Annotated in this window: 19 protein-coding genes; 12 read left to right on the top strand and 7 right to left on the bottom strand. The window is 73.2% G+C overall.

The window, feature by feature from the left end:
* Nucleotides 1-6: 6 nt before the first annotated feature.
* Nucleotides 7-2,445, top strand: a complete 2,439-nt coding sequence (locus BEK98_RS40895; RefSeq protein WP_094221867.1) for a right-handed parallel beta-helix repeat-containing protein — start codon at nucleotides 7-9, stop codon at nucleotides 2,443-2,445.
* Here the strand turns inward: BEK98_RS40895 and BEK98_RS40890 are convergent.
* The gene (locus tag BEK98_RS40890; protein WP_425276656.1) at nucleotides 2,442-4,778 is read right to left on the bottom strand and encodes a hypothetical protein; all 2,337 of its coding nucleotides are present in this window, start codon (nucleotides 4,776-4,778) and stop codon (nucleotides 2,442-2,444) included. The two genes, BEK98_RS40895 and BEK98_RS40890, sit on opposite strands and share 4 nt — an antisense overlap.
* 304 nt (nucleotides 4,779-5,082) lie before the next feature.
* Here BEK98_RS40890 and BEK98_RS40885 point away from each other — a divergent pair, with 304 nt between their 5' ends.
* From BEK98_RS40885 to BEK98_RS40875, 3 genes are all read left to right on the top strand, one after another.
* Nucleotides 5,083-5,913, top strand: coding sequence for a DeoR/GlpR family DNA-binding transcription regulator (locus BEK98_RS40885; RefSeq protein ID WP_094221866.1), 831 nt, complete (start codon nucleotides 5,083-5,085; stop codon nucleotides 5,911-5,913).
* A 59-nt stretch (nucleotides 5,914-5,972) separates the two neighbouring features.
* The gene (locus BEK98_RS40880) at nucleotides 5,973-6,437 is read left to right on the top strand and encodes an SRPBCC family protein (protein ID WP_094221865.1); all 465 of its coding nucleotides are present in this window, start codon (nucleotides 5,973-5,975) and stop codon (nucleotides 6,435-6,437) included.
* Nucleotides 6,438-6,582: 145 nt separating this feature from the next.
* Entirely contained in the window at nucleotides 6,583-7,557 is a 975-nt protein-coding gene (locus BEK98_RS40875) for an alpha/beta hydrolase (RefSeq protein WP_425276655.1), read from the top strand.
* Between the two features lie 16 nt (nucleotides 7,558-7,573).
* Here BEK98_RS40875 and BEK98_RS40870 read toward each other — a convergent pair whose 3' ends face one another.
* Nucleotides 7,574-8,698 (bottom strand): PLP-dependent cysteine synthase family protein, encoded by a 1,125-nt coding sequence (locus BEK98_RS40870; protein WP_094221864.1) that lies wholly within the window; start codon nucleotides 8,696-8,698, stop codon nucleotides 7,574-7,576.
* 384 nt (nucleotides 8,699-9,082) lie between these two features.
* Here BEK98_RS40870 and BEK98_RS40865 point away from each other — a divergent pair, with 384 nt between their 5' ends.
* Both BEK98_RS40865 and BEK98_RS40860 read left to right on the top strand, forming a co-directional pair.
* On the top strand, nucleotides 9,083-9,406 hold the full coding sequence (locus tag BEK98_RS40865) for a hypothetical protein (RefSeq protein ID WP_094221863.1): 324 nt from the start codon (nucleotides 9,083-9,085) through the stop codon (nucleotides 9,404-9,406).
* A gap of 216 nt (nucleotides 9,407-9,622) precedes the next feature.
* On the top strand, nucleotides 9,623-10,198 hold the full coding sequence (locus BEK98_RS40860) for an ATP-binding protein (RefSeq protein ID WP_094221862.1): 576 nt from the start codon (nucleotides 9,623-9,625) through the stop codon (nucleotides 10,196-10,198).
* A 71-nt stretch (nucleotides 10,199-10,269) separates the two neighbouring features.
* Here BEK98_RS40860 and BEK98_RS40855 read toward each other — a convergent pair whose 3' ends face one another.
* The 3 genes from BEK98_RS40855 to BEK98_RS40845 are packed head-to-tail and all read right to left on the bottom strand — an operon-like array spanning nucleotide 10,270 to nucleotide 13,861.
* A complete protein-coding gene (locus BEK98_RS40855) occupies nucleotides 10,270-12,831 on the bottom strand; it encodes an ABC transporter permease (RefSeq protein WP_094221861.1) in 2,562 nt (853 codons plus the stop codon).
* A complete protein-coding gene (locus tag BEK98_RS40850; protein ID WP_094221860.1) occupies nucleotides 12,828-13,574 on the bottom strand; it encodes an ABC transporter ATP-binding protein in 747 nt (248 codons plus the stop codon). The genes BEK98_RS40855 and BEK98_RS40850 overlap by 4 nt, the downstream gene beginning before the upstream one ends.
* Nucleotides 13,571-13,861, bottom strand: a complete 291-nt coding sequence (locus tag BEK98_RS40845; protein ID WP_094221859.1) for an SHOCT domain-containing protein — start codon at nucleotides 13,859-13,861, stop codon at nucleotides 13,571-13,573. The genes BEK98_RS40850 and BEK98_RS40845 overlap by 4 nt, the downstream gene beginning before the upstream one ends.
* 182 nt (nucleotides 13,862-14,043) lie before the next feature.
* Between BEK98_RS40845 and BEK98_RS40840 the strand changes: the two genes are divergently transcribed.
* The 6 genes from BEK98_RS40840 to BEK98_RS40815 all read left to right on the top strand — a co-directional run bounded on the left by BEK98_RS40840 (nucleotide 14,044) and on the right by BEK98_RS40815 (nucleotide 17,424).
* Nucleotides 14,044-14,607 carry a TetR/AcrR family transcriptional regulator gene (locus BEK98_RS40840; protein ID WP_244202195.1) on the top strand — a complete coding sequence of 188 codons (564 nt, stop codon included), beginning with the start codon at nucleotides 14,044-14,046 and terminating at the stop codon, nucleotides 14,605-14,607.
* 17 nt (nucleotides 14,608-14,624) lie between these two features.
* Nucleotides 14,625-15,014 (top strand): (R)-mandelonitrile lyase, encoded by a 390-nt coding sequence (locus tag BEK98_RS40835; RefSeq protein WP_094221857.1) that lies wholly within the window; start codon nucleotides 14,625-14,627, stop codon nucleotides 15,012-15,014.
* 41 nt (nucleotides 15,015-15,055) lie between these two features.
* The gene (locus BEK98_RS40830; RefSeq protein WP_094221856.1) at nucleotides 15,056-15,640 is read left to right on the top strand and encodes a DUF4865 family protein; all 585 of its coding nucleotides are present in this window, start codon (nucleotides 15,056-15,058) and stop codon (nucleotides 15,638-15,640) included.
* A complete protein-coding gene (locus tag BEK98_RS40825; RefSeq protein WP_094221920.1) occupies nucleotides 15,637-16,545 on the top strand; it encodes a phosphotriesterase family protein in 909 nt (302 codons plus the stop codon). The genes BEK98_RS40830 and BEK98_RS40825 overlap by 4 nt, the downstream gene beginning before the upstream one ends.
* Nucleotides 16,546-16,664: 119 nt before the next feature.
* Entirely contained in the window at nucleotides 16,665-16,847 is a 183-nt protein-coding gene (locus BEK98_RS40820; RefSeq protein ID WP_094221855.1) for a DUF1272 domain-containing protein, read from the top strand.
* A gap of 46 nt (nucleotides 16,848-16,893) precedes the next feature.
* The gene (locus BEK98_RS40815; protein ID WP_094221854.1) at nucleotides 16,894-17,424 is read left to right on the top strand and encodes an SMI1/KNR4 family protein; all 531 of its coding nucleotides are present in this window, start codon (nucleotides 16,894-16,896) and stop codon (nucleotides 17,422-17,424) included.
* Between the two features lie 34 nt (nucleotides 17,425-17,458).
* On the opposite strand, the gene BEK98_RS40810 is transcribed toward BEK98_RS40815, so the two are convergent.
* Together BEK98_RS40810 and BEK98_RS40805 are read right to left on the bottom strand one after the other, a co-directional pair.
* Complete coding sequence (locus BEK98_RS40810; RefSeq protein ID WP_094221853.1) at nucleotides 17,459-18,706, bottom strand: ROK family protein; 1,248 nt, start codon at nucleotides 18,704-18,706, stop codon at nucleotides 17,459-17,461.
* 48 nt (nucleotides 18,707-18,754) lie between these two features.
* Nucleotides 18,755-19,477: an alpha-ketoglutarate-dependent dioxygenase AlkB family protein gene (locus BEK98_RS40805; RefSeq protein ID WP_094221852.1), complete on the bottom strand. Its 723-nt coding sequence runs from the start codon at nucleotides 19,475-19,477 to the stop codon at nucleotides 18,755-18,757.
* Nucleotides 19,478-19,489 lie beyond the last annotated feature (12 nt).

Here is a 19,489-nt window from a genome sequence, read left to right as displayed (position 1 = left end):
AACGCCATGGCACAGGGCACGGTCCAGGTGACGCACACCGGTACATCGCGGTGGCGGCGCCGCACGGGTGAGTACGCTTCGCTCGCCGCAGCCCTGGAGGCCGCCGCCGACGGTGACGTCCTCACCATCGCCCCCGGCACCTACCGGGAGAACCTCGTCGTCCAGCGGTCGGTGACCCTGCGCGGGCCGGAGGGATCGCCGGGCTCGGTGCGGATCGCGCCCGTGGACGGGGTGCCGCTGACCGTGCGGGCCTCCGCGGTGGTGCAGGACCTGCACGTGGAGGGTCAGGACGCGGCGGCGCCCGCCCTGTTGGTGGAGGAGGGCACGCCCGAGCTGATGGACGTGCGGATCGTCACCCGGTCCGCCGCGGGCATCGAGGTGCGGGGCGGGGCGCGTCCGACCGTACGGCGCTGCACCGTGGACAACCCGGCCGGCATCGGCATCGCCGTCCTCGACGGCGGTGGCGGGGTGTTCGAGGAGTGCGAGGTCGTCGCGGCCGGGCAGGCGGGTGTGGCGGTCCGCGGCGGCGGCCATCCCCGCCTGGAGCGGTGCCGGGTGCACCACGCCTCCGGCACCGGGCTGACCGCGACCGGCGAGAACTCCGCGCTGGAGGCGGTCGGTTGCGAGGTGTACGAGGTCCGGGGCTCCGGGGTGCAGGTCACCCAGCGGGCCACGGCGCACCTGACCGACTGCGATGTGCACCGCACCACGGCCGACGGTGTCACGCTCGACACGGACGCGGTGCTCACGCTCGCGGACTGCCGGATCCACGACATCCCGGAGAACGCGGTCGATCTGCGCTCCCGTTCGGTGCTCACCCTGACCCGGACGACGGTCCGTCAGTTCGGGCGCAACGGTCTGTCGGTGTGGGACCCGGGCACCCGGGTGGACGCCAACCAGTGCGAGATCTTCGACAGTACCGGCGACTATCCGGCAGTGTGGGTGAGCGACGGCGCCACCGCGGTGCTCGAGTCCTGCCGGGTGCACGATGTGCCGGACGCGCTGTTCGTGCTGGACCGCGGCTCGCGCGCGGACGTCGTGGACAGCGATCTGTCCCAGGTGCGCAACACGGCCGTGTCGGTGAGCGACGGCGCGACCGCGCAGCTCGACGACTGCCGGATCCGGGAGGCCGCCACCGGCGCCTGGTTCCGCGACCACGGCAGCGGCGGCACGCTCAGCAACTGCACTGTGGACGGCACCCAGACCGGTGTGATCGTTACCAAGGGCGCCGACCCGACCATCGAGCGGTGCACGGTCGACTCCCCGGCCGAGGCGGGTTTCTATGTGTCCGCGGGCGGCCGGGGCAGCTTCCTGAACTGCCGGGTCAGCGGCAGCGGCGGCTACGGCTTCCATGTGATCGACGGCTGCCGTACGACGCTGAGGAAGTGCCGTACGGAGCGGTGTGCGCGCGGCGGTTACGAGTTCGCCGACGCGGGGCCGGATACGGGGGCCGGGACGGGCCCGGTCGTGGAGGACTGCACGAGCGACGAGAGCGGCAGCCTGAAGCCACCGCCGGCCCACGAGACGGCCGTACAGGCCTCCTCCCCCTCGCCCGGACTGCTCGGCGCGATCCCCGGGCAGCGCACCACGGAGCAGGAGCCGCTGGTCGCCGCGGCCGAGCCGGAGAAGCCGGCCCGGACGTCGAAGGCCGTGCTCGGTGAGCTGGACGCGCTGGTGGGCCTGGAGAGCGTCAAGCGCGAGGTGCGGGCGCTGACCGACATGATCGAGGTGGGCCGGCGTCGGCAGCAGGCGGGTCTGAAGGCGGCCTCGGTCAAACGGCACCTGGTCTTCACCGGCTCCCCCGGCACGGGCAAGACGACGGTCGCCCGGCTGTACGGCGAGATCCTCGCCTCCCTCGGGGTCCTGGAGAAGGGCCACCTGGTCGAGGTGTCCCGGGTCGACCTGGTCGGCGAGCACATCGGCTCCACCGCGATCCGCACCCAGGAGGCGTTCGAACGGGCGCGCGGCGGTGTGCTGTTCATCGACGAGGCCTACGCGCTGTCCCCGGAGGACGCCGGGCGGGACTTCGGCAAGGAGGCCATCGACACGCTGGTGAAGCTGATGGAGGACCACCGGGACGCGGTGGTGGTGATCGTCGCCGGCTACACGGCCGAGATGGAGCGGTTCCTCTCTGTCAACCCCGGTGTGGCCTCCCGCTTCTCCCGGACCATCACCTTCAGCGACTACGGCCCCGACGAACTGCTCCGGATCGTGGAGCAGCAGGCCGACGAGCACGAGTACCGGCTGGCGCCCGGTGCTTCGGAGGCCCTGCTGAAGTACTTCACGGCGATCCCGAAGGGCCCCGCCTTCGGCAACGGCCGTACAGCGCGCCAGACCTTCGAGGCGATGGTGGAACGGCATGCGAGCCGGGTCGCGCAGCTGGCGGACCCCAGCACCGACGACCTGACCCTGCTGTACGCGGAGGACCTGCCGGAGCTGCCCTAAGAGCCCGGCGCCCCCGGTACCGGGCGCTGCCCCGGGAGGTCCGGGTGCAGTCGGGCCAGCAGCCGGGTTCTCTCCCGCGCGAAGGCCGGGTCCGCCTGGTAGTCGGAGTGGCCGAGGATCGGGGCCGGGAGCGGGTGCTGGGGAGTGCGGCCGTAGGCGAGCGGGTCCCTCAGGGGCTCGTGGTCGACCTGCGGGCCGCTGTCGCCGGGGAGGCGGACGGGGCCGCCGATGGGGTCGGTGCGGCGGTAGAGGTTGCGCCAGCAGGCCACGTCGGCGTGCAGGGCGGTCAGGGCCCGTGGGCCGAAGTGGGCCGGGAACCAGCGGCCGTACAGGCGCTCCAGCGGGGAGCCGTAGGTGAGCAGGGCGACCCGCTTGCGTACGGACGGGGTCAGCTGCCAGGCCGCGGCCGCGGCCAGGACGCTGCCCTGGGAGTGGCCGGAGAGGACCAGGCGGCCGCCGGTGTGCCGGGTCCAGGTCGCCATCCGCCAGGTCAGGTCCGGCACCGCGCGCTCGGCGTAGCAGGGCGGGGCGAAGGGATGGGCGGCGCGCGGCCAGAAGGTGCCGACGTCCCACAGGATGCCGATGGTGCGCCGGGCGGAGGCGTCCCGGTAGGCGCGCCGGGCCCAGGTGACGAACAGCAGGAAGCCGACGCCGACCAGCCAGGAGCCGAGCGTCTGCGAGGTCTCGGCCACGGCCTGGACGACGTCGTAGGTCCGCCGGGCCGCGCCTTCCGGGGGCTGTCCGGTGGCCAGGGCGCCGGCCAGTGCGGCGGCGCCGAGCAGCAGGGTGGTGGCCGCGAGTACGGCGATGACCAGCGGTGCCCGGTCGGTCAGGGTGGCCATGGCGCGGGCCTGGGCGATGGCGCGGGTGCGGGACGGGTCCTCGGGCTCGCCGGGGTGCTCGTCGCGTACGCGGTCGCGTTCGGCGCGGGCGAGCCGTGCGGTGCGCAGGGCCAGGTGGGCGGCGACGGCGAGCAGCACCGCGAGGATCGGCGGGATCGCGGACGCCTGCCAGGTCAGCAACACCGGAGGCCCGTCGAGCAGGGCCCGGGTGCCGTCCAGCCAGTCGGCGACCCGCTGCGCGACGCCGCCGGACATGACACCGCCGAGCGCGCAGGCGAGCAGCGCGACTGCCGGCCCGCCGAGGCCGCGCATCCCGGCGTGCCGGTCCGGGTGCCGGCGGTACAGGTCGTGGGCGACGACGATGAGGACGACGACGAGCAGGCCCTGGGCCAGCATGAGGCCGCCGAAGGCCGGGTCCCCGGGCAGCCGCCCGGCGGAGCGCCAGCCGGGGCGGGACCAGCCGGCGTACAGCACGGTGAGCAGCAGCAGGCCGAGGGCGCCGAGCGGCAGGCGGCGTACGAGGTGGCGGTCGAGCTGCTGGTCGAGGCGGTTCTCGCTGCGGCCCCGGCGGCAGACCACGCCCACCACGGCGGCCGCGCAGCCGAGCAGCGCCGCGGCGAGGATCCAGCTGAGTGCGTCCAGGGCCGCGGGGCCGCCGGAGCGGTGGTCGAAGCGGGCCGCGGGTGTGACGACCGCGGCGGCGACGGTGAGCAGGCCCGCCGCGGTGTGGGCCGCGCGCAGCCGGGCCACCAGGCGCCGGCCGTACCAGAAGCCGGGCCGGGCGAGGGCGCTGCCGTCGGTCTCCGGCTCGGGGTCGCGGGACATCGGCCGGTGGGACTCGTACGCGCTCCAGGTGCGGTGCGAGAGGTACCAGAGCAGGGCGGTGAGCGCGGCCGGGACCGACGCGGCCAGGGCGAGCCGGCGGCCGGGCAGGCTCCACCACCCGTCATCGGTGGCGGCCGGCGAGAGGAAGCCCAGCCAGGAGTGGCGGTGGGCGCAAGCGGCGACGCCCGCGCACTGCCAGGCGACCAGGTCGAGGGCGACCTCGCAGGCCGCGGCCACCAGCAGCACCGTGAGGGTGAGGGCGGCCAGGCGCACCAGGAGGCCGTAGAACCGCACGGTGCGTCCGCGGCCGTCGGCGGCGGGGCGCATCCAGTGGGCGAGGTTGACCACCATGAAGGGCAGTAAGAGGAGCCATAGGGCGCGGCTGCCGTCGCCGGAGGTGAGGTTGCACCAGACGTACGCCTCCTGCACCGGCTCGCTGTGCGGACCCTGCCCGGCCGGGGCGTCCGCGGTGTGATCGGCGCGCCGGAAGACCGCGGCCGTGTCGTCGCCGGTGATCCGGACGGTGCGCGGGTCGTCGAGCATCTTCTCCGGGGTGGTGCCGCCGACACCGTGCACCAGGAGTTCCAGCTCGGGCTCCGCCTGTGTGGCCTGCGCGGCGGGGCGGTCCGTCTCCCGCGCGGCGATGCGTTCCTGTGCACGTTCCACTGTTCTCGCACTTCCCCCGTGACGCGCCTCAAGGCATGTGTTCGTGCGCGCATCAGGATCTCCGTTTCGGGGGCGGCGTACACCTCTCGTCACGGAATCTCCCCGATCCGTGTGACGACGGGTGGGAGACGTGATGCCCGGATGTGCCCGAATGACATGAGCGCGTCGTAACAGGTAGTGGCACAACCGGTACCCTCCCGTGAAAGGATGGGACCGCCGCGCACCGGAGACGGATGGAATGTCCAGGTCGGAGTAGGTGCGGCGGGCGTGTCGGACGGATTGCGGCGAAAGGACCGGAGCGTACGTGAGTGAGAATCAGAACCTCCTCGCCGAGCAGCGCCGCGCCCTGATCGTGGACGAGGTCCGGCGCCGGGGAGGCGTGCGGGTCAACGAACTGACCCGCAAGCTCGGCGTGTCGGACATGACCGTCCGCCGCGACCTCGACGCGCTGGCCCGCCAGGGCGTGCTGGAGAAGGTGCACGGCGGCGCGGTCCCGGTGGTCGAGGCGAGCACCCATGAGCCGGGCTTCGAGGCCAAGTCGGGTCTGGAGCTGACCGCCAAGGAGGACATCGCGCGTGCCGCCGCCCGGCTGGTCACCCCGGGTACGGCGATCGCCCTGTCCGGCGGTACGACGACCTACGCGCTCGCGCAGCACCTGCTGGAGGTGCCCGATCTGACCGTGGTGACGAACTCGGTGCGGGTCGCGGACGTCTTCCACTCGGCGCAGCGCACCTCGGGGCAGCGCCAGGGCGCGGCCACGGTGGTGCTGACCGGCGGGGTGCGCACCCCGTCCGATTCACTGGTGGGCCCGGTGGCCGACCAGGCGATCACCGCCCTCCACTTCGACCTGCTCTTCCTCGGGGTGCACGGGATATCGGTCGAGGCGGGCCTGTCCACGCCGAACCTCGCGGAGGCCGAGACCAACCGGCGGCTGGTGCAGTCGGCGCGCCGGGTCGTGGTGGTGGCCGACCACACCAAGTGGGGCACGGTGGGCCTCAGTTCGTTCGCCGCGCTGGAGCAGGTGGACACGCTGGTCACCGACGCGGGCCTGCCCACCGAGGCGCGGGCGGAGATCTCCGAGCATCTGCGGCGGCTGGTGGTGGCGGGCGAACCGGAAGAGGACGAGGACATCTGACAGGGCGTCAGCTAGACTGCCCGGCGCAACGCCCCACCTTCACGAGGGAGTTCGTCGCCATGGCTCACCGTCTGCGCCCGGTGGAGATCGACTTCGTCGAGACCGCCCCCGTACGGCTCGTGTTCACCCGGGACATCGCGGCCGCCCCTGACGCGGTCTTCCACGCGCTCGCCGAGGACGTGCCCGGCTGGCCGGAGTGGTTCTCGGCGGTGTCCTCGGCCCGGCCGACCGAGGGCGGGCGCGAGGTACGGCTCCGGGGCGGCACCCGTTTCGAGGAGTCGGTGCTGGTGGCGAAGGCGCCCGAGGTGTACGCCTACCGCGTCGACGTGACCAACACCCCGGGGGCCCGCGCCTGGATCGAGGAGTGGCGGCTCACCCCGGCCGGTACCGGGACCCGGATCCGGATGGCCTTCGCCCTGGACGGGACGGCCGCGTTCCGCCTCGTGTGCCGCCTGGCCCGCCCCGGGGTGGGCCAGGCGTTCCGGAACGCCGTGACGGCACTGGACCGGCGGCTGGGCGGATAGCGCACGCCGCCGCGGACCCCCGCGATCAGCACGAAGAGTGAACGGTTCGCCGCGCCCGGGCCGGCAGTCCACGGATGCGACCGGAGCAGGCCGCACCCATGCTGGAGAGGGCCATGCAATCCGGACGAACGCGAGGAATTCCGTCATGACTGCCCAGCCCGCCATCGGCGACGTCGTTCTGGAGCCCGCCTCCCGGGAACTGGCCGACGCCACCTCCCAGCCGCCCTTCCTGTACGAGATCGGCGTGGAGAAGGCCCGCAGGGTCCTCGACGACATCCAGGCGCAACCGATCGAGAAGCTCCCCGTCGACGAGGAGTGGGTCACCGTGCCCTTCGACGTCGACGGCGTGCGGGCTCGGATCGTACGGCCGCCGGGTGTGGCGGAGCCGCTGCCGGTGGTGCTGTACATGCACGGGGGCGGCTGGATCCTCGGCAACGCCGACACCCACGACCGACTGGTGCGCGAACTCGCGGTCGGAGCCCGGGCCGCCGTCGTCTTCGTCGAGTACACCCGCTCGCCCGAGGCGCAGTACCCGGTGGCCCTGGAGCAGGGTTACGCGACCGCCCAGTGGATCGTCCACCACGGCGCCCCGCGCGGGCTCGACGCCTCCCGGCTCGCGGTGGCGGGCGACTCGGTGGGCGGGAACATGACCGCGGCCCTGGCCCTGCTGGCCAAGGAGCGCGGCGATTTCCGCTTCGTCCACCAGTCGCTCTACTACCCCGTCACGGACGCCGGGATGGACACGCCCTCCTACCGGCAGTTCGCCCAGGGCTACTTCCTCACCGCCAGGTCGATGGAGTGGTTCTGGGACGCCTATCTGCCGGAGGCCTCCCAGCGCTCGGCGATCACGGTCTCACCGCTGCGGGCGAGCCTGGAGCAGCTGGCCGGGCTCCCGCCGGCGTACGTGGTCGTCGACGAGGCCGACGTACTGCGCGACGAGGGCGAGGCCTACGCGGCCAGGCTCCGGGCCGCCGGTGTGCCGGTCACGACGGTCCGCTACGACGGGATCACGCACGACTTCATGATGCTGAACCCGCTCAGCGGCACGCAGGCCACCCGTGCGGCCGTGGCCCAGGCCGTCGCGGTGCTGCGCAAGGCCCTCGGGACCGTGGAGTGGTAGGACGCGAAGGACCGGCTCAGTCCGGCCACACGCCCGTGGCCAGCAGGGACTCGATCGCCGCCGTGTACGGGGCGATGTCCAGGCCCTGTTCCTCCAGCCAGGTGTCCGAGTAGTACTTGTCGAGGTAGCGGTCCCCCGGGTCGCACAGCAGGGTGACCACGCTGCCGGTGCGGCCCTCGGCCACCATCTCGGAGACGATCTTCAGCGCGCTCCACAGGCCCGTGCCCGTCGAACCGCCCGCCTTGCGGCCGATGGCCCGCTCCAGGGCGCGTACGGCGGCCACGCTGGCCGCGTCCGGGACCTTCATCATCCGGTCGATGGCGCCGGGCACGAAGCTCGGCTCCATGCGCGGCCGGCCGATGCCCTCGATGCGGGAGCCGCAGTCGCAGGTGACGTCCGGATCACCGGTCGTCCAGCCCTCGAAGAAACAGGAGTTGTCCGGGTCGGCGACACAGATGCGGGTGTCGTACTGCATGTAGTGGACGTAGCGCGCGAGGGTCGCCGAGGTGCCGCCGGTGCCGGCCGTGGCCACGATCCAGGCAGGCTCCGGGAACCGCTCCAACTCCAGCTGGCGGAAGATGGATTCGGCGATGTTGTTGTTGCCGCGCCAGTCGGTGGCCCGCTCGGCGTAGGTGAACTGGTCCATGTAGTGGCCGCCGGTCTCCACCGCGAGGCGGGCGGACTCCTCGTACATCTTCCGGGAGTCGTCCACGAAGTGGCACTGTCCGCCGTGGAACTCGATCAGACGGCACTTCTCGGCGCTCGTCGTGCGCGGCATGACCGCGATGAAGGGCACACCGATCAGCTTGGCGAAGTAGGCCTCGGAGACGGCCGTCGAGCCGCTGGACGCCTCGATCACCGGGCGGCCCGGGCGGATCCAGCCATTGCACAGACCGTAGAGGAACAGGGAGCGGGCCAGCCGGTGCTTCAGGCTGCCGGTGGGGTGCGTCGACTCGTCCTTCAGGTAAAGGTCGATGCCCCACCGCTCGGGCAGCGGGAACTTGAGCAGGTGCGTGTCGGCCGAGCGCTGGTTGTCGGCCTGGACCTTGCGGACGGCATCTTTCAGCCAGTCACGGTAGGCGGCGTCGCTGCGGTCGACGTCGAGGGTGGCGCCGGTCCGGGTCTGTGGGGTGGTGCTCACGGCGGGGCTCCTTAGGCTGGGCACCGACCGCGCCTCGCGCAGCCGGCACCTCGATCATAAGCACCTTCCGCACCGCTTCCCACCTGCATAAACGCATCTTTGAGCCACCCAAAGACAGGCTGGGGCACGCCCCCGGGTGGCCCCCGGGGGGCGCATTGGCGCGAGTGCTCCGGCCCTCCGTCGCACGCGCCCCGTGCGTACTGGTGCTCCAGACCGCATCGGGGCAGACTGCACCGGACGGGACGATCGTCCCGAACACGGGCGCACACTGGATCACGAACAGGGGCGCACTGGACCAGCAGAGCCGGTACGACCGGACACGGGCCGGATCCGGACCCACGCGGGCCGGGGTCCGGCGAGCGACGCACAAGGGGGCGGCGAAGGATGGCGGAGCCGGAGTTCACGGCCACGGGCGTGCGGATAGGCAAGCGGATGCGTTCGCTCACCCGGGCCGGAAAGGTCCGGATCAGCGACGGCAGGGTGGAGTTGCTCAACAGCTACGGCAGCGAGATCGACAGCGCACCCGTGCAGGCGGTGCGCGCCTCCAAGCCGTGGTTCGCCCCGGAGGACCGGGCGCTGGCGGATCTCAACGGCAACCGGTACCTGCTGACGCTGGGCGAGCAGGACCCCGCTCCGGGCGAGCCGGGGCCACCCGCGGCGCGGCGGTTCATCGAGGCGGTGCGCCGGGCGGCCGGGCGCGGCGGCTGAGCCGGGCCTGACCTGCGTCTGGTCGCGGCGAGTTGCGGGAGTGCACGCGCTGCGTCACGCTGGTCTCACGTCACTCTGGGTTTACCGGCGATAACGCTGCGAACCAGCCCGCCGGCCACGACAGCAGGCGGACGTTTGGACGCAAGCACCCTGCTGGATCCGTTGTTCTCCGTGTTCCTCCGGTTCCTCCGGACCTCACATCGGGGAGTCGCAGCCGTGATCAGTCATCCAAGCAGGCACTGCACGGTGGAGCTCCAAGCCCTGCCGTCGCGGATCGGTCAGGTCCGCAGAATCGTATCTGCACAGTTGCGCTACTGGCATTTGGACCCGTTGATAGACCGGGCCGCGCTCGGTGTGACCGAGCTGCTCAGCAACGTCCACCGGCATGCCCGGCCCGACAAGTCGTGCACCGTCGAGCTGGAACTGCTGGTGGACCGGCTCACGGTCTCCGTGCGCGATCACGATCCGCGCCTTCCGGTGGTGGCCGACACGACGGACGCCTCCCCCCTGGCCACCTGTGGGCGGGGCCTGGCGATGGTGGCCGCGATGAGCGAGAGCTGGGGGGCACGCCCGGACGGCGACGACGGCAAGATCGTGTGGTTCACGCTGCCCGCAACGGCCGTGGCCCATCTGCAGCAGCCGGCTCGCTCGCCGCGTCCCACGGCCGAGCCGCAGCCGGTGCCCCGGCTCACGGAGGTGCAGCCGGCACCGGCCCCGGTCGCCGCTGCTCCGACCCCCGTGGTGGCCCACGCCGCGGCACCCGCTCCCGCCCGGTCGGCCGTCCCCGGCTGACCGGGCGGTGAGTCGATCGCCTGCCGCGGTGGCTACCGCTGCACTTCCGAAGGGCGGCGCCGCACGGCGTCTCACTCGGTGGCGATCGCGCGCAGTACGTCCAGGCGGGCCGCTCGACGGGCCGGGCGCAGGCCCGCGAGGGCGCCGGCCGCCAGGCCGACCAGGACGACCACGGCGAGTCGGGCGGGTGGGAGTGCGAAGGCGAACGCGGTGTCGCTCGCGCCGTCGGAGGCCTTGACCAGGACCCAGCCCAGGAAGCTGCCGAGCGCGAGTCCGCCGGCCGTGCCGAAGGCGGCGACCAGGACCGACTCCCAGCGGACCATGGCCCGCAGCTGGGCCCGGGTCTGGCCGACGGCCCGCAGCAGGCCCAGTTCCCTGGTGCGTTCGTGGAGCGCCAGGGTCAGTGTGTTGGCGATGCCCAGCAGGGCGATGACCACCGCGAGGGCGAGCAGGGCGTAGACGAGCGTGAGCATCATGTCGATGCCGCCGGCCGAGGACTGCGCGTACTCCTCCCGGGTCTGCACCTCGGGGTTGCCGTACCGGGCGGCCACCTTCCGCACGGCCGCCTTGCCCGCGTCGGCGCTCACGCCGTGCTCGAAGGTGACGGCGATCAGCGTGTCGGCGTCCTGGGTGCGGTGCGGTGCCCAGGCGGCGCGGGTGATGACGTAGTCGCCGGCGAGTTCGGACTGGCCGTAGACGGCACGGACGGTGAAGTTCTGCGTCCTGCCGTCGGTGAAGGTGAGCCGGGCCGTGTCGCCGGTGTGCAGACCTTGGCGGTCGGCCTCCGCACGGGTCAGCGCGATGCCGTCGGTGCCGAGGTCGCGCAGGGATCCGGTGACCGTGCCGAGGTCGAAGGTGCGGGCGAGTGCGGCCGGGTCGGTCACGGTCAACGCCCGCCCCCTGCCGTCCACTTCGGCGACCCCGCGGCCGAGTCCCACCGCCGTGTCCACCTCGGGCAGCCGCTGCAGGGCGGGGGCGAGCCGGGGGCTGAGCCCGCTGCCGCCCGCGCCGAACGAGGGCGTGCTGACGGCGACGTCGCCCGCGAAGGACCGGGACACCGTCTGGTCCATGGTGGCCTTCAGCGAGGCGCCGAACACGGTGAACAGCGACACGACGGCCACGCCGATCATCAACGCGCTCGCGGTGGCGGCCGTCCGCTTCGGGGTGCGCAGGGCGTTGCGCCGGGCGAGGGCGCCGGTGACACCGCGGACCCGGTCCAGGGGTGCGCCGAGGAGCCGTACGGCCGTGGTGGCGGCGACGGGGCCCAGCACCACGAAGGAGACCAGGGCCAGCAGCGCGCCGAGGCCGGCCGGCCACACGGACGGTGAGACGAGAACGCCGGTGAGGGCCGCCGCGAGAGCCGCGGCGCCGAGGACCGTTCCGGCGACCGCGCGGAAACGGGACGCACCGGAGGAGTCGACGGCCGTCTCGCGCAGGGCGGTCAGCGGGGCGGTGCGGCCGGCCCGTACGGCGGGCAGCAGCGCGGAGCCCAGGCAGACCACGATGCCCACGGCGAGCGGCAGGGCCATCGACAGCGTCTTGATCACCAGGTCGCCGTCGGGGAAGGGGAATCCGATCGCCGGGAACAGCGCCTGAAGCCCGGCGGCGATGCCGATGCCGCCCGCGAGCCCGGCGCCCGAGGCCGTGACGGCGACGACGCAGGCCTCGGCGAGAGCGGCCGCGGACACCTGACGGCGGGAGGCGCCGAGGGCGCGCAACAGGGCGTTCTCGCGGGTGCGTTGGGCGACCACGATCGCGAAGGTGTTGTGGATGGAGAACGTGGCGACGAGCAGCGCGACGCCGGAGAAGACGAGCAGGAAGGTCGTGAAGAGGGTCAGGAACTGGCTGGAGATCATGTCGTTGTTCTCCTGCGCCGACTGCTGGCCGGTGATGGCCTCGACTCCCTTGGGCAGCACGGGAGTCAGCCGCCGGACCAGTTCCTCCTGGCTCACCCCGGGGCCCGCCCGCACCTGGATGCCCGCCGCCTGGCCGGGCCGCGCGGTGAGGTACTTCTCGGCGTCGGCCTGGGTCATGCCGGTGAAGGTCACCTGGGCCATGCCGTCCTGGCCGACGAAGGTCGCGAGGCCGACGATGGTCACCCTGACCGGGTCCGGGGTGCGCAGGGTGGTGGTGTCACCGATCTTCAGGCCGCCCTTCTTCGCGGCTCCCCGGTTGACCACCACCTCGCCGGACCGCGCGGGGAGGCGGCCCTCGGCGAGCTGATACGGGTTGAGCTTCGGGTCGGTGATCCAGTTGCCGGCGAGGGTCGGCGGGCCCTGGCCGCCGACGGGTTTTCCGTCGGCGCCGACGAGTTGGCCGGCGCCCTGGATGTTCGGGGCGGCGGCCGCCACGCCGGGGACGCGCTCGACGGTCCGCACCAGCGAGGTGTCGACGGGCCGCCGTACGCCCTGGGCCTCGCCGGGGGTGGTGATGGCGTCGGCGCCGCGTACGACGGCGTCCGTACCGCTGGTGGCCTCGCCGAACATGGAGCCGAAGCTCGCGCGCAGCGTGTCGCCCATGACCAGGGTGCCGGCCAGGAAGGCGACGCCGAGGAACACGGCGAGGAACGTGCCGGCGAAGCGCCGCCGGTGCGCGCGCAGGGAGGTGAGGCTGAGCCGGAGCGATGCGTTCATGACCGCACCTCGAAGGCCTTCATGCGGTCCAGGACCTTGTCGGCGGTCGGGGAGGCCATGCGGTCGACCAGCCTCCCGTCTGCGAGGAAGAGGACCTCGTCGGCGTGGGCGGCGGCCACCGGGTCGTGGGTGACCATGACGACCGTGCGGTCCATCTGCCGTACGGCGCGGCCCAGGAGGGCGAGGACCTCGCCGCCGGAGCGGGAGTCGAGGTTGCCGGTCGGCTCGTCGGCGAAGACGACGTCCGGGCGGCCCGCGAACGCCCGCGCCACGGCGACGCGTTGCTGCTGTCCGCCGGACAGCTCGGAGGGCCGGTGGTGCAGCCGGTCGCCGAGCCCGACGACACCGACGAGCGCGTCGATCCACTCCCGGTCACCCCACCGTCCGGCGAGGTCCAGGGGCAGGGTGATGTTCTCCTCGACGGTCAGCGTCGGCACCAGGTTGAACGCCTGGAAGACGAAGCCGACCCGGTCGCGGCGCAGCAGGGTCAGCCGGCGGTCGTCCAGCGCGCCCAGCTCGGTGTCGCCGATGTAGGCGGCGCCCGAGGTGAGCGTGTCGAGGCCGGCCGCGCAGTGCATCAGGGTGGACTTGCCGGAGCCCGAGGGGCCCATGATCGCGGTGAAGCGGCCGGCGGGGAAGTCGACGTCCACGCCGTCCAGGGCGTGTACGGCGGTGTCGCCACCGCCGTACACCTTCACCGCGCCCACGACGCGGGCCGCCGTGCGCAGGGCGGTCGTGGTCATGCCGCACCGCCCTTGCCGATGCGGCCGAACTGCTCCTCCAGGACGGAGAGGCGGCGCCAGTACTCGTCCTCGTCGATCTCGCCGGAGGCGAAGCGGCGGCCGAGGACCGCGAGCGGCGAGTCGCCGGCCGGGCGTGCGCCGTCCATGGGCCGCCAGGGGCCGCCGCGGCCGCGCCAGACGGTGCGGCGCAGGAAGGTGACGGCGCCGATCACGACGACCGCCCAGATCAGCGGGAAGAACAGGATCCACGGGCCGGGTCCGCCGTCCCAGTTCGCCAGGGTCTGCATCTCGGGTTCAACTCCCTTGTCGGCAGGGTCTCGGGGTGATGCCACGAGGCTCCCTCCGGCAGGGGGTCCGGGTCGTCGTGCGGCCGGCGGCAGTGCGCGTACCTCCGCGGGAGTACGACGGTGGGACTCGGCTGCTCCCGAAGGACTGGTGGATTGTAACTACTAGTATGTACAGTGATCCCATGAGCACCTCGGAGCGACTGATCGAGTCCACCCGCGAGCTGCTGTGGGAGCGCGGCTACGTGGGCACGAGCCCCAAGGCGATCCTGGAGCGTGCGGGGGCCGGCCAGGGCAGCATGTACCACCACTTCAAGGGCAAGCCGGACCTGGCGCTGGCGGCGATCCGGCGGACCGCCGAGGAGCTGCGGGCCACCGCCGAGGGCGTGCTCGACGGGCCGGGCACGCCGTACGAGCGCATCGAGGCGTATCTGCTGCGCGAGCGCGATGTGCTGCGCGGCTGTCCGATCGGCCGGCTGACCATGGATCCGGACGTGATCGCGAGCGACGAGCTGCGCGCGCCGGTGGACGAGACGATCGCGTGGATCCGCGCGCGGATCGCCGGGATCGTCGAAGAGGGCAAGCGACAGGGGCAGTTCGCGCCCGGCCTGGACGGCGAGGAGATCGGCGCGGCCGTGCTCGCGACCGTGCAGGGCGGCTACGTACTCGCCCGCGCCTCCGGCTCCCCCGCCGCGTTCGACGCCGGCGTCCGTGGCCTGCTGTCCCTGCTCGCACCCCGAACTCCCTGACTGGAGAACCGATTTCCGTGCACATCACCAGACGGCGCCCCGACAGCGTGCAGGGTCCGGCGGAGAACTTCACCGGCTCGGTGTGGCTGGACGAGATAGCCGCACCCGCCGCCCCGTCCCGGCTGCGCCTGTTCAACGTCCACTTCACGCCCGGCGCGCACACCGCCTGGCACCGGCATCCGCACGGCCAGGTGCTGCACGTCCTGGAGGGCGAGGGGCTGGTGCAGCGCAAGGGCGGTGACGTGGAGGAGATCCGTGCGGGCGACACGGTGTGGATCGAGCCGGGCGAGTGGCACTGGCACGGTGCCGCGCCGCGCACCTTCATGACCCACCTGGCGGTCGTGGAGGCCGCGGAGGACGGCACGACGACCGAGTGGCACGAGCACGTGACCGACTACCCCGCCTGAGACACATGACCAACACCCCCGCCTGAGAAGGGAATCGCGACATGCACGCCATGCAGTACGAGTTCACCCTCCCCGCGGACTACGACATGGGCATCATCCGCTCCCGCGTCGCCCGCGTCGCGCATCTCCTGGACGACTGGGACGGCCTCGGTATCAAGACATACGTGCTGCGCGAGCGCGGGGTGCACGGCTCGCCGGTGAACCAGTACGGGCCGTTCTACCTCTGGAACACCGTGGAGGGCATGAACAGCTTCCTCTGGGGAGGCGCCTTCCAGGGACCTGTCGACGACTTCGGGCGGCCCGCGATACGTCAGTGGACAGGCCTGGCCTTCGAGGAGGGCGCCGCCGCCGGCTCCTTCGCCGCGTATGCCGTGCGGCGGCGGCGACCGGTGCCGGACGGCGTGGAGTTGGCCGCGTTCATGGCGGACGCGGCGAGCGAGACCGGGCGGCTGGCCGCGGAGGACGGGGCGGTGCTGGCTGCGGCAGCGGTCGACACGCGCGCGTGGGAGGTGGTCCACTTCTCTCTCTGGGCGCACGACACGCTCAAGGCCGAGGGCGACGTGTTCGAGGTGCTGCACCTGTCGGCGCCCGGCCGGGGTGACCTGCCGCGTGGGCGGCAGTGGTGAGCACCGTCCGTACGGTCCTCGGTGACCTGCGTCCCGAGGAGCTGGGCGTGTGCGACGCGCACGATCATCTCTTTCTGCGCAGCCCGCAGTTGCCGGGCCTGGAGCTGGACGACGTGTCCGCCGCGCGGGCCGAGCTGGCGGCGTTCCGGGCGGCGGGCGGAGGGTCCGTCGTGCAGTGGACGCCGTACGGCATGGGCCGGCGGACGGCGGACCTGCCGGGGCTGTCCCGCGCCACGGGGGTGCACCTGGTCTGTGCGACGGGGCTGCACCAAGCGGCGCACTACGCCCCGGAGTCGCTCGACGGGCTGCGCGGCGGACTGTCCGAGCTGTTCGTCACCGAGCTGACGGAGGGCATCGGCACCTCGGGGGTCCGGGCCGGGCTGATCAAGGTGGCGGGCGGCTTCCACGCCCTGGACGCGCACGCCCGCTGGACGATGACCGCGGCGGCCGAGGCCCACCGCGCCACCGGTGCGCCGATCGCCGTCCACCTGGAGCTGGGGACCGGCGCACTGGACGTACTCGACCTGCTGTGCGGCGAGTTGGGTGTGCCGGGGCACCGGGTGGTCCTCGGGCACCTCAACCGCTCCCCCGACCCGGTGGTGCTGCGCGAGGCCGCCGCCTCAGGGTGCTGGCTGGCCTTCGACGGGCCGTCCCGCGCCCACCACGCCACCGACTGGCGGATGCCGGAGGCGGTCCGGGCCCTCGCGGAGGCCGGGTACGGGGACCGGCTGCTGCTCGGCGGGGACACGGTGGTCGCCGGGGCACGGTCGGTGGACGGCGGGCCCGGGATGCCGTACCTGCTGCGCCGGGTGCGGTCGCGGTTGACGGAGGCGGTGGGGGCGGGCCTGGTGGACCGGATTCTCATGGAGCATCCCGGGCGGGCGTTCGCGGTCGACTGGAAGTGACCGGCCGGTGGCCCGATCGTGTGGATCTCTGTCCCTCGGGACGGTTTCGGCGTCGGCGGCGGTCCGGAGGATGGGAGTCGGTACACCGCCGACCTGCTGCCCGAGGAAGTGAGACCGCCATGGCCCTGGAGATGCGCGACCGCTGCGAGCGCTGTGAGACCGCCGGGCTGCCCGCGGACGGTCCGGCGCGTATCTGCTCGTACGAGTGCACGTTCTGTGTGGCGTGCGGTGAGGCGATGGGGCAGATCTGTCCGAACTGCGGTGGGGAGCTGGTCGCCCGGCCCCGGCGCGTGGCGTCGTAGGTCCGAGCCCCGTTCCGTTGTCAGTGCCGCTGGCTAACCTGCGCGTATGACCTCGACCGATGATGACCGCCGTTTTCCCGTCGCGCTCGCCGCGGCCCTTGCCCAGCCGTTCGAGTACGACGACGGGGACGGGGTCGACTTCGAGCCCTTCGACGCGTTCGTCTCCGCCGGGGAGACGACCGACTGGTTCCGGTCGTGGACCGGCAACAAGGAGGTGAGCGGCGATGTCTTCCGGGTGTTCGGCATGGACGGCACCGGAGGGTACGCGGCGTTCTGGCTGGTCCGCCCGGGCCGGGAACTCGCCGACCAGCCCGTCGTCTTCCTCGGCTCCGAGGGCGAGACCGGCGTCGTCGCGCGTGACCTGTCCGACTTCCTGTGGATCCTGGCCGACGGCGTCGGCCCCTTGGAGGCGATCGACGCCTACGACACGGGCATCGACTCCCGCCCGAACGCCGAACTGACCGCGGTGGCCGAGCGGTTCGCGCCCGAACGCAGGCAACCGGCCGCGACCCTGATAGGGCTCGCCCGCGAGGAGTTCGGCGGCTTCGAGGAGGAGATATCCCGGCTCTGCCGGTGAACCGGTGGCGCGGTCGGAGGCTGCGCGGGGTCCCCTACGCGACCTCGACCAGCGCCCCCAGCGGATCGTCCAGCACCGGCTGCCAGGCCAACTCCGCCGCGCCGACCAGGCTGTTGTGGTCCAGGGTGCAGGGCAGGATGGGGACGCCGCCGCTCTGACCCCACAGGCTGCGGTCGGCGACGACCGCGCGCAGGCGTTCGGGGTCGGCGTCGAGGAGGGTGCGGTGCAGGCCGCCGAGGATGATGCGGTCGGGGTTGAGGATGTTGACCAGGCCGGCGAGGCCCAGGCCGAGGCGGTCGATCAGGGCCTCGGCGGCGGTGCGGACGGCCGGGTCGGCGTACTGGGTGCGGAGCAGGTCGTTGGCCTGCTGGAGCAGGGAGACCTCGGGGCCCGGGTCGCGGCCCGCCTCGATGAGAAGGGCCAGCGGGTCCGCCTCGACGTCCAGACAGCCCCGGCTGCCGCAGTGGCAAGGGCGGCCCTCCGGGTTGACGGTGAGGTGGCCGACCTCCAGGGCCAGGCCCGAACTGCCCGTGTGGAGGCGGCCGTCGAGGACCAGGGCCCCGCCGACGCCCCGGTGTCCGGTGGCCACGCACAGCAGGTCCCGCGCGCCCCGGCCCGCACCGTGACGGTGTTCGGCGAGCGCCGCGAGGTTGACGTCGTTGCCCGCGAAGGCGGGGCCGGTGATGCCCGCGGCGCGGACGCACTCGGCGAAGATCCGGCGGACCGGTGCCCCCACCGGCCAGGCCAGGTGGAGGGGGTTGAGGGCCAGGCCGTCGGGTTCGGCGACGGCGGAGGGGACGGCCAGTCCGGCGCCGACGCAGCGGCGGCCCGTCGTACGGAGGAGTTCGGCGCCGGCCTCCACCACAGAGCCCAGCACCTTCGCCGGGTCGGCGTCGACGGTCTCGCAGCCGGGCGCGGTCGCCACGATCCGCCCGCCGAGGCCGACCAGCGCGGCCCGGAACCCGTCGGCATGGACCTGCGCGGCCAGCGCGACCGGGCCGTCCTCGGCGACCTCCAGCCGGTGCGAGGGGCGCCCCTGGGAGCCGGCCGCCGCGCCCGGCCGGGCGTCGACCCGGATCAGCCCGAGCGCCTCCAGCTCGGCGGCCACCGCCCCCGCCGTCGCCCGGGTGACCCCGAGTTCGGCGGTGAGCACGGCCCGGGTCGGCGCCCGCCCCGTGTGCACCAGCTCCAGCGCGGGTCCGAGCGCACCGCGCCCCCGGTCCAGCCGCGCCCTCGAGGTGGTCCCTTCCCCCGCCTTCCGGGGGTCCGCCGTGCCGCTCATGAGGGTGAGTCTCCCATGATCCGCAGCTGTCGTGGCCGGTCCCGCGATCTACAGCCCGCTCACCCTCAGGGTGATGTTCAGCCGCCCGGCGAGACCCAGCTCCGGCGGCCCCGTACCGGGGTGCACGCGGGGCACGCCGTGGTGGGCGAGCCGGGAGGGCCCGCCGAAGACGAACAGGTCGCCGCTGCGCAGTTCCACATCGGTGTACGGCTTCTTACGGGTCTCCGTATTGCCGAAGCGGAAGACGCAGGTGTCGCCGAGGCTCAGCGACACCACCGGAGCGTCCGACTTCTCGTCGGCGTCGCGGTGCATGCCCATGCGGGCGTCGCCGTCGTAGAAGTTGATCAGCGCGATGTCGTACGGGTCCGCCGGTACCGCTTCCGGGCCGAGCGCGTCGGCCACGGCGGCGCGGGCCATCTCGCCGAGCCAGGCCGGGAAGGGCTTCACGGGGGCGCCGTCGCCGTCGACGACCGTGCGGCCGTAGGCGTACGGGTACCAGTGCCGGCCAGGGCACCCGGGATTGTCCCGTACGGCTCGACCGCAGTTCGGGCACCGGCGTACGGGACCCCAGTGCCAGCCCAGGCAGACCTGCCGGGCGGTCATCGTGCCGCCGCCGGGCGTGTGGACCGTGCGCAGCCCGGCAGGGGGGCGCGCCCAGTCACGGCAGGCGGCCAGGAGCGCGCGCTGCCGCTCGGCGGGCAGCCAGTGCGGGACGTGCACGGCGCCCGGTGCGACCTCGGCCCGCTCCCGCGGAAACAATTCCACGTCCATGCGCTCCATCCT

The organism is Streptomyces diastatochromogenes, assembly GCF_002242805.1.
GTDB classification, from domain to species: domain Bacteria; phylum Actinomycetota; class Actinomycetes; order Streptomycetales; family Streptomycetaceae; genus Streptomyces; species Streptomyces diastatochromogenes.
Note: the sequence above shows the minus strand (reverse complement) of the source record. Positions and strands in the feature narration are given on the sequence as shown.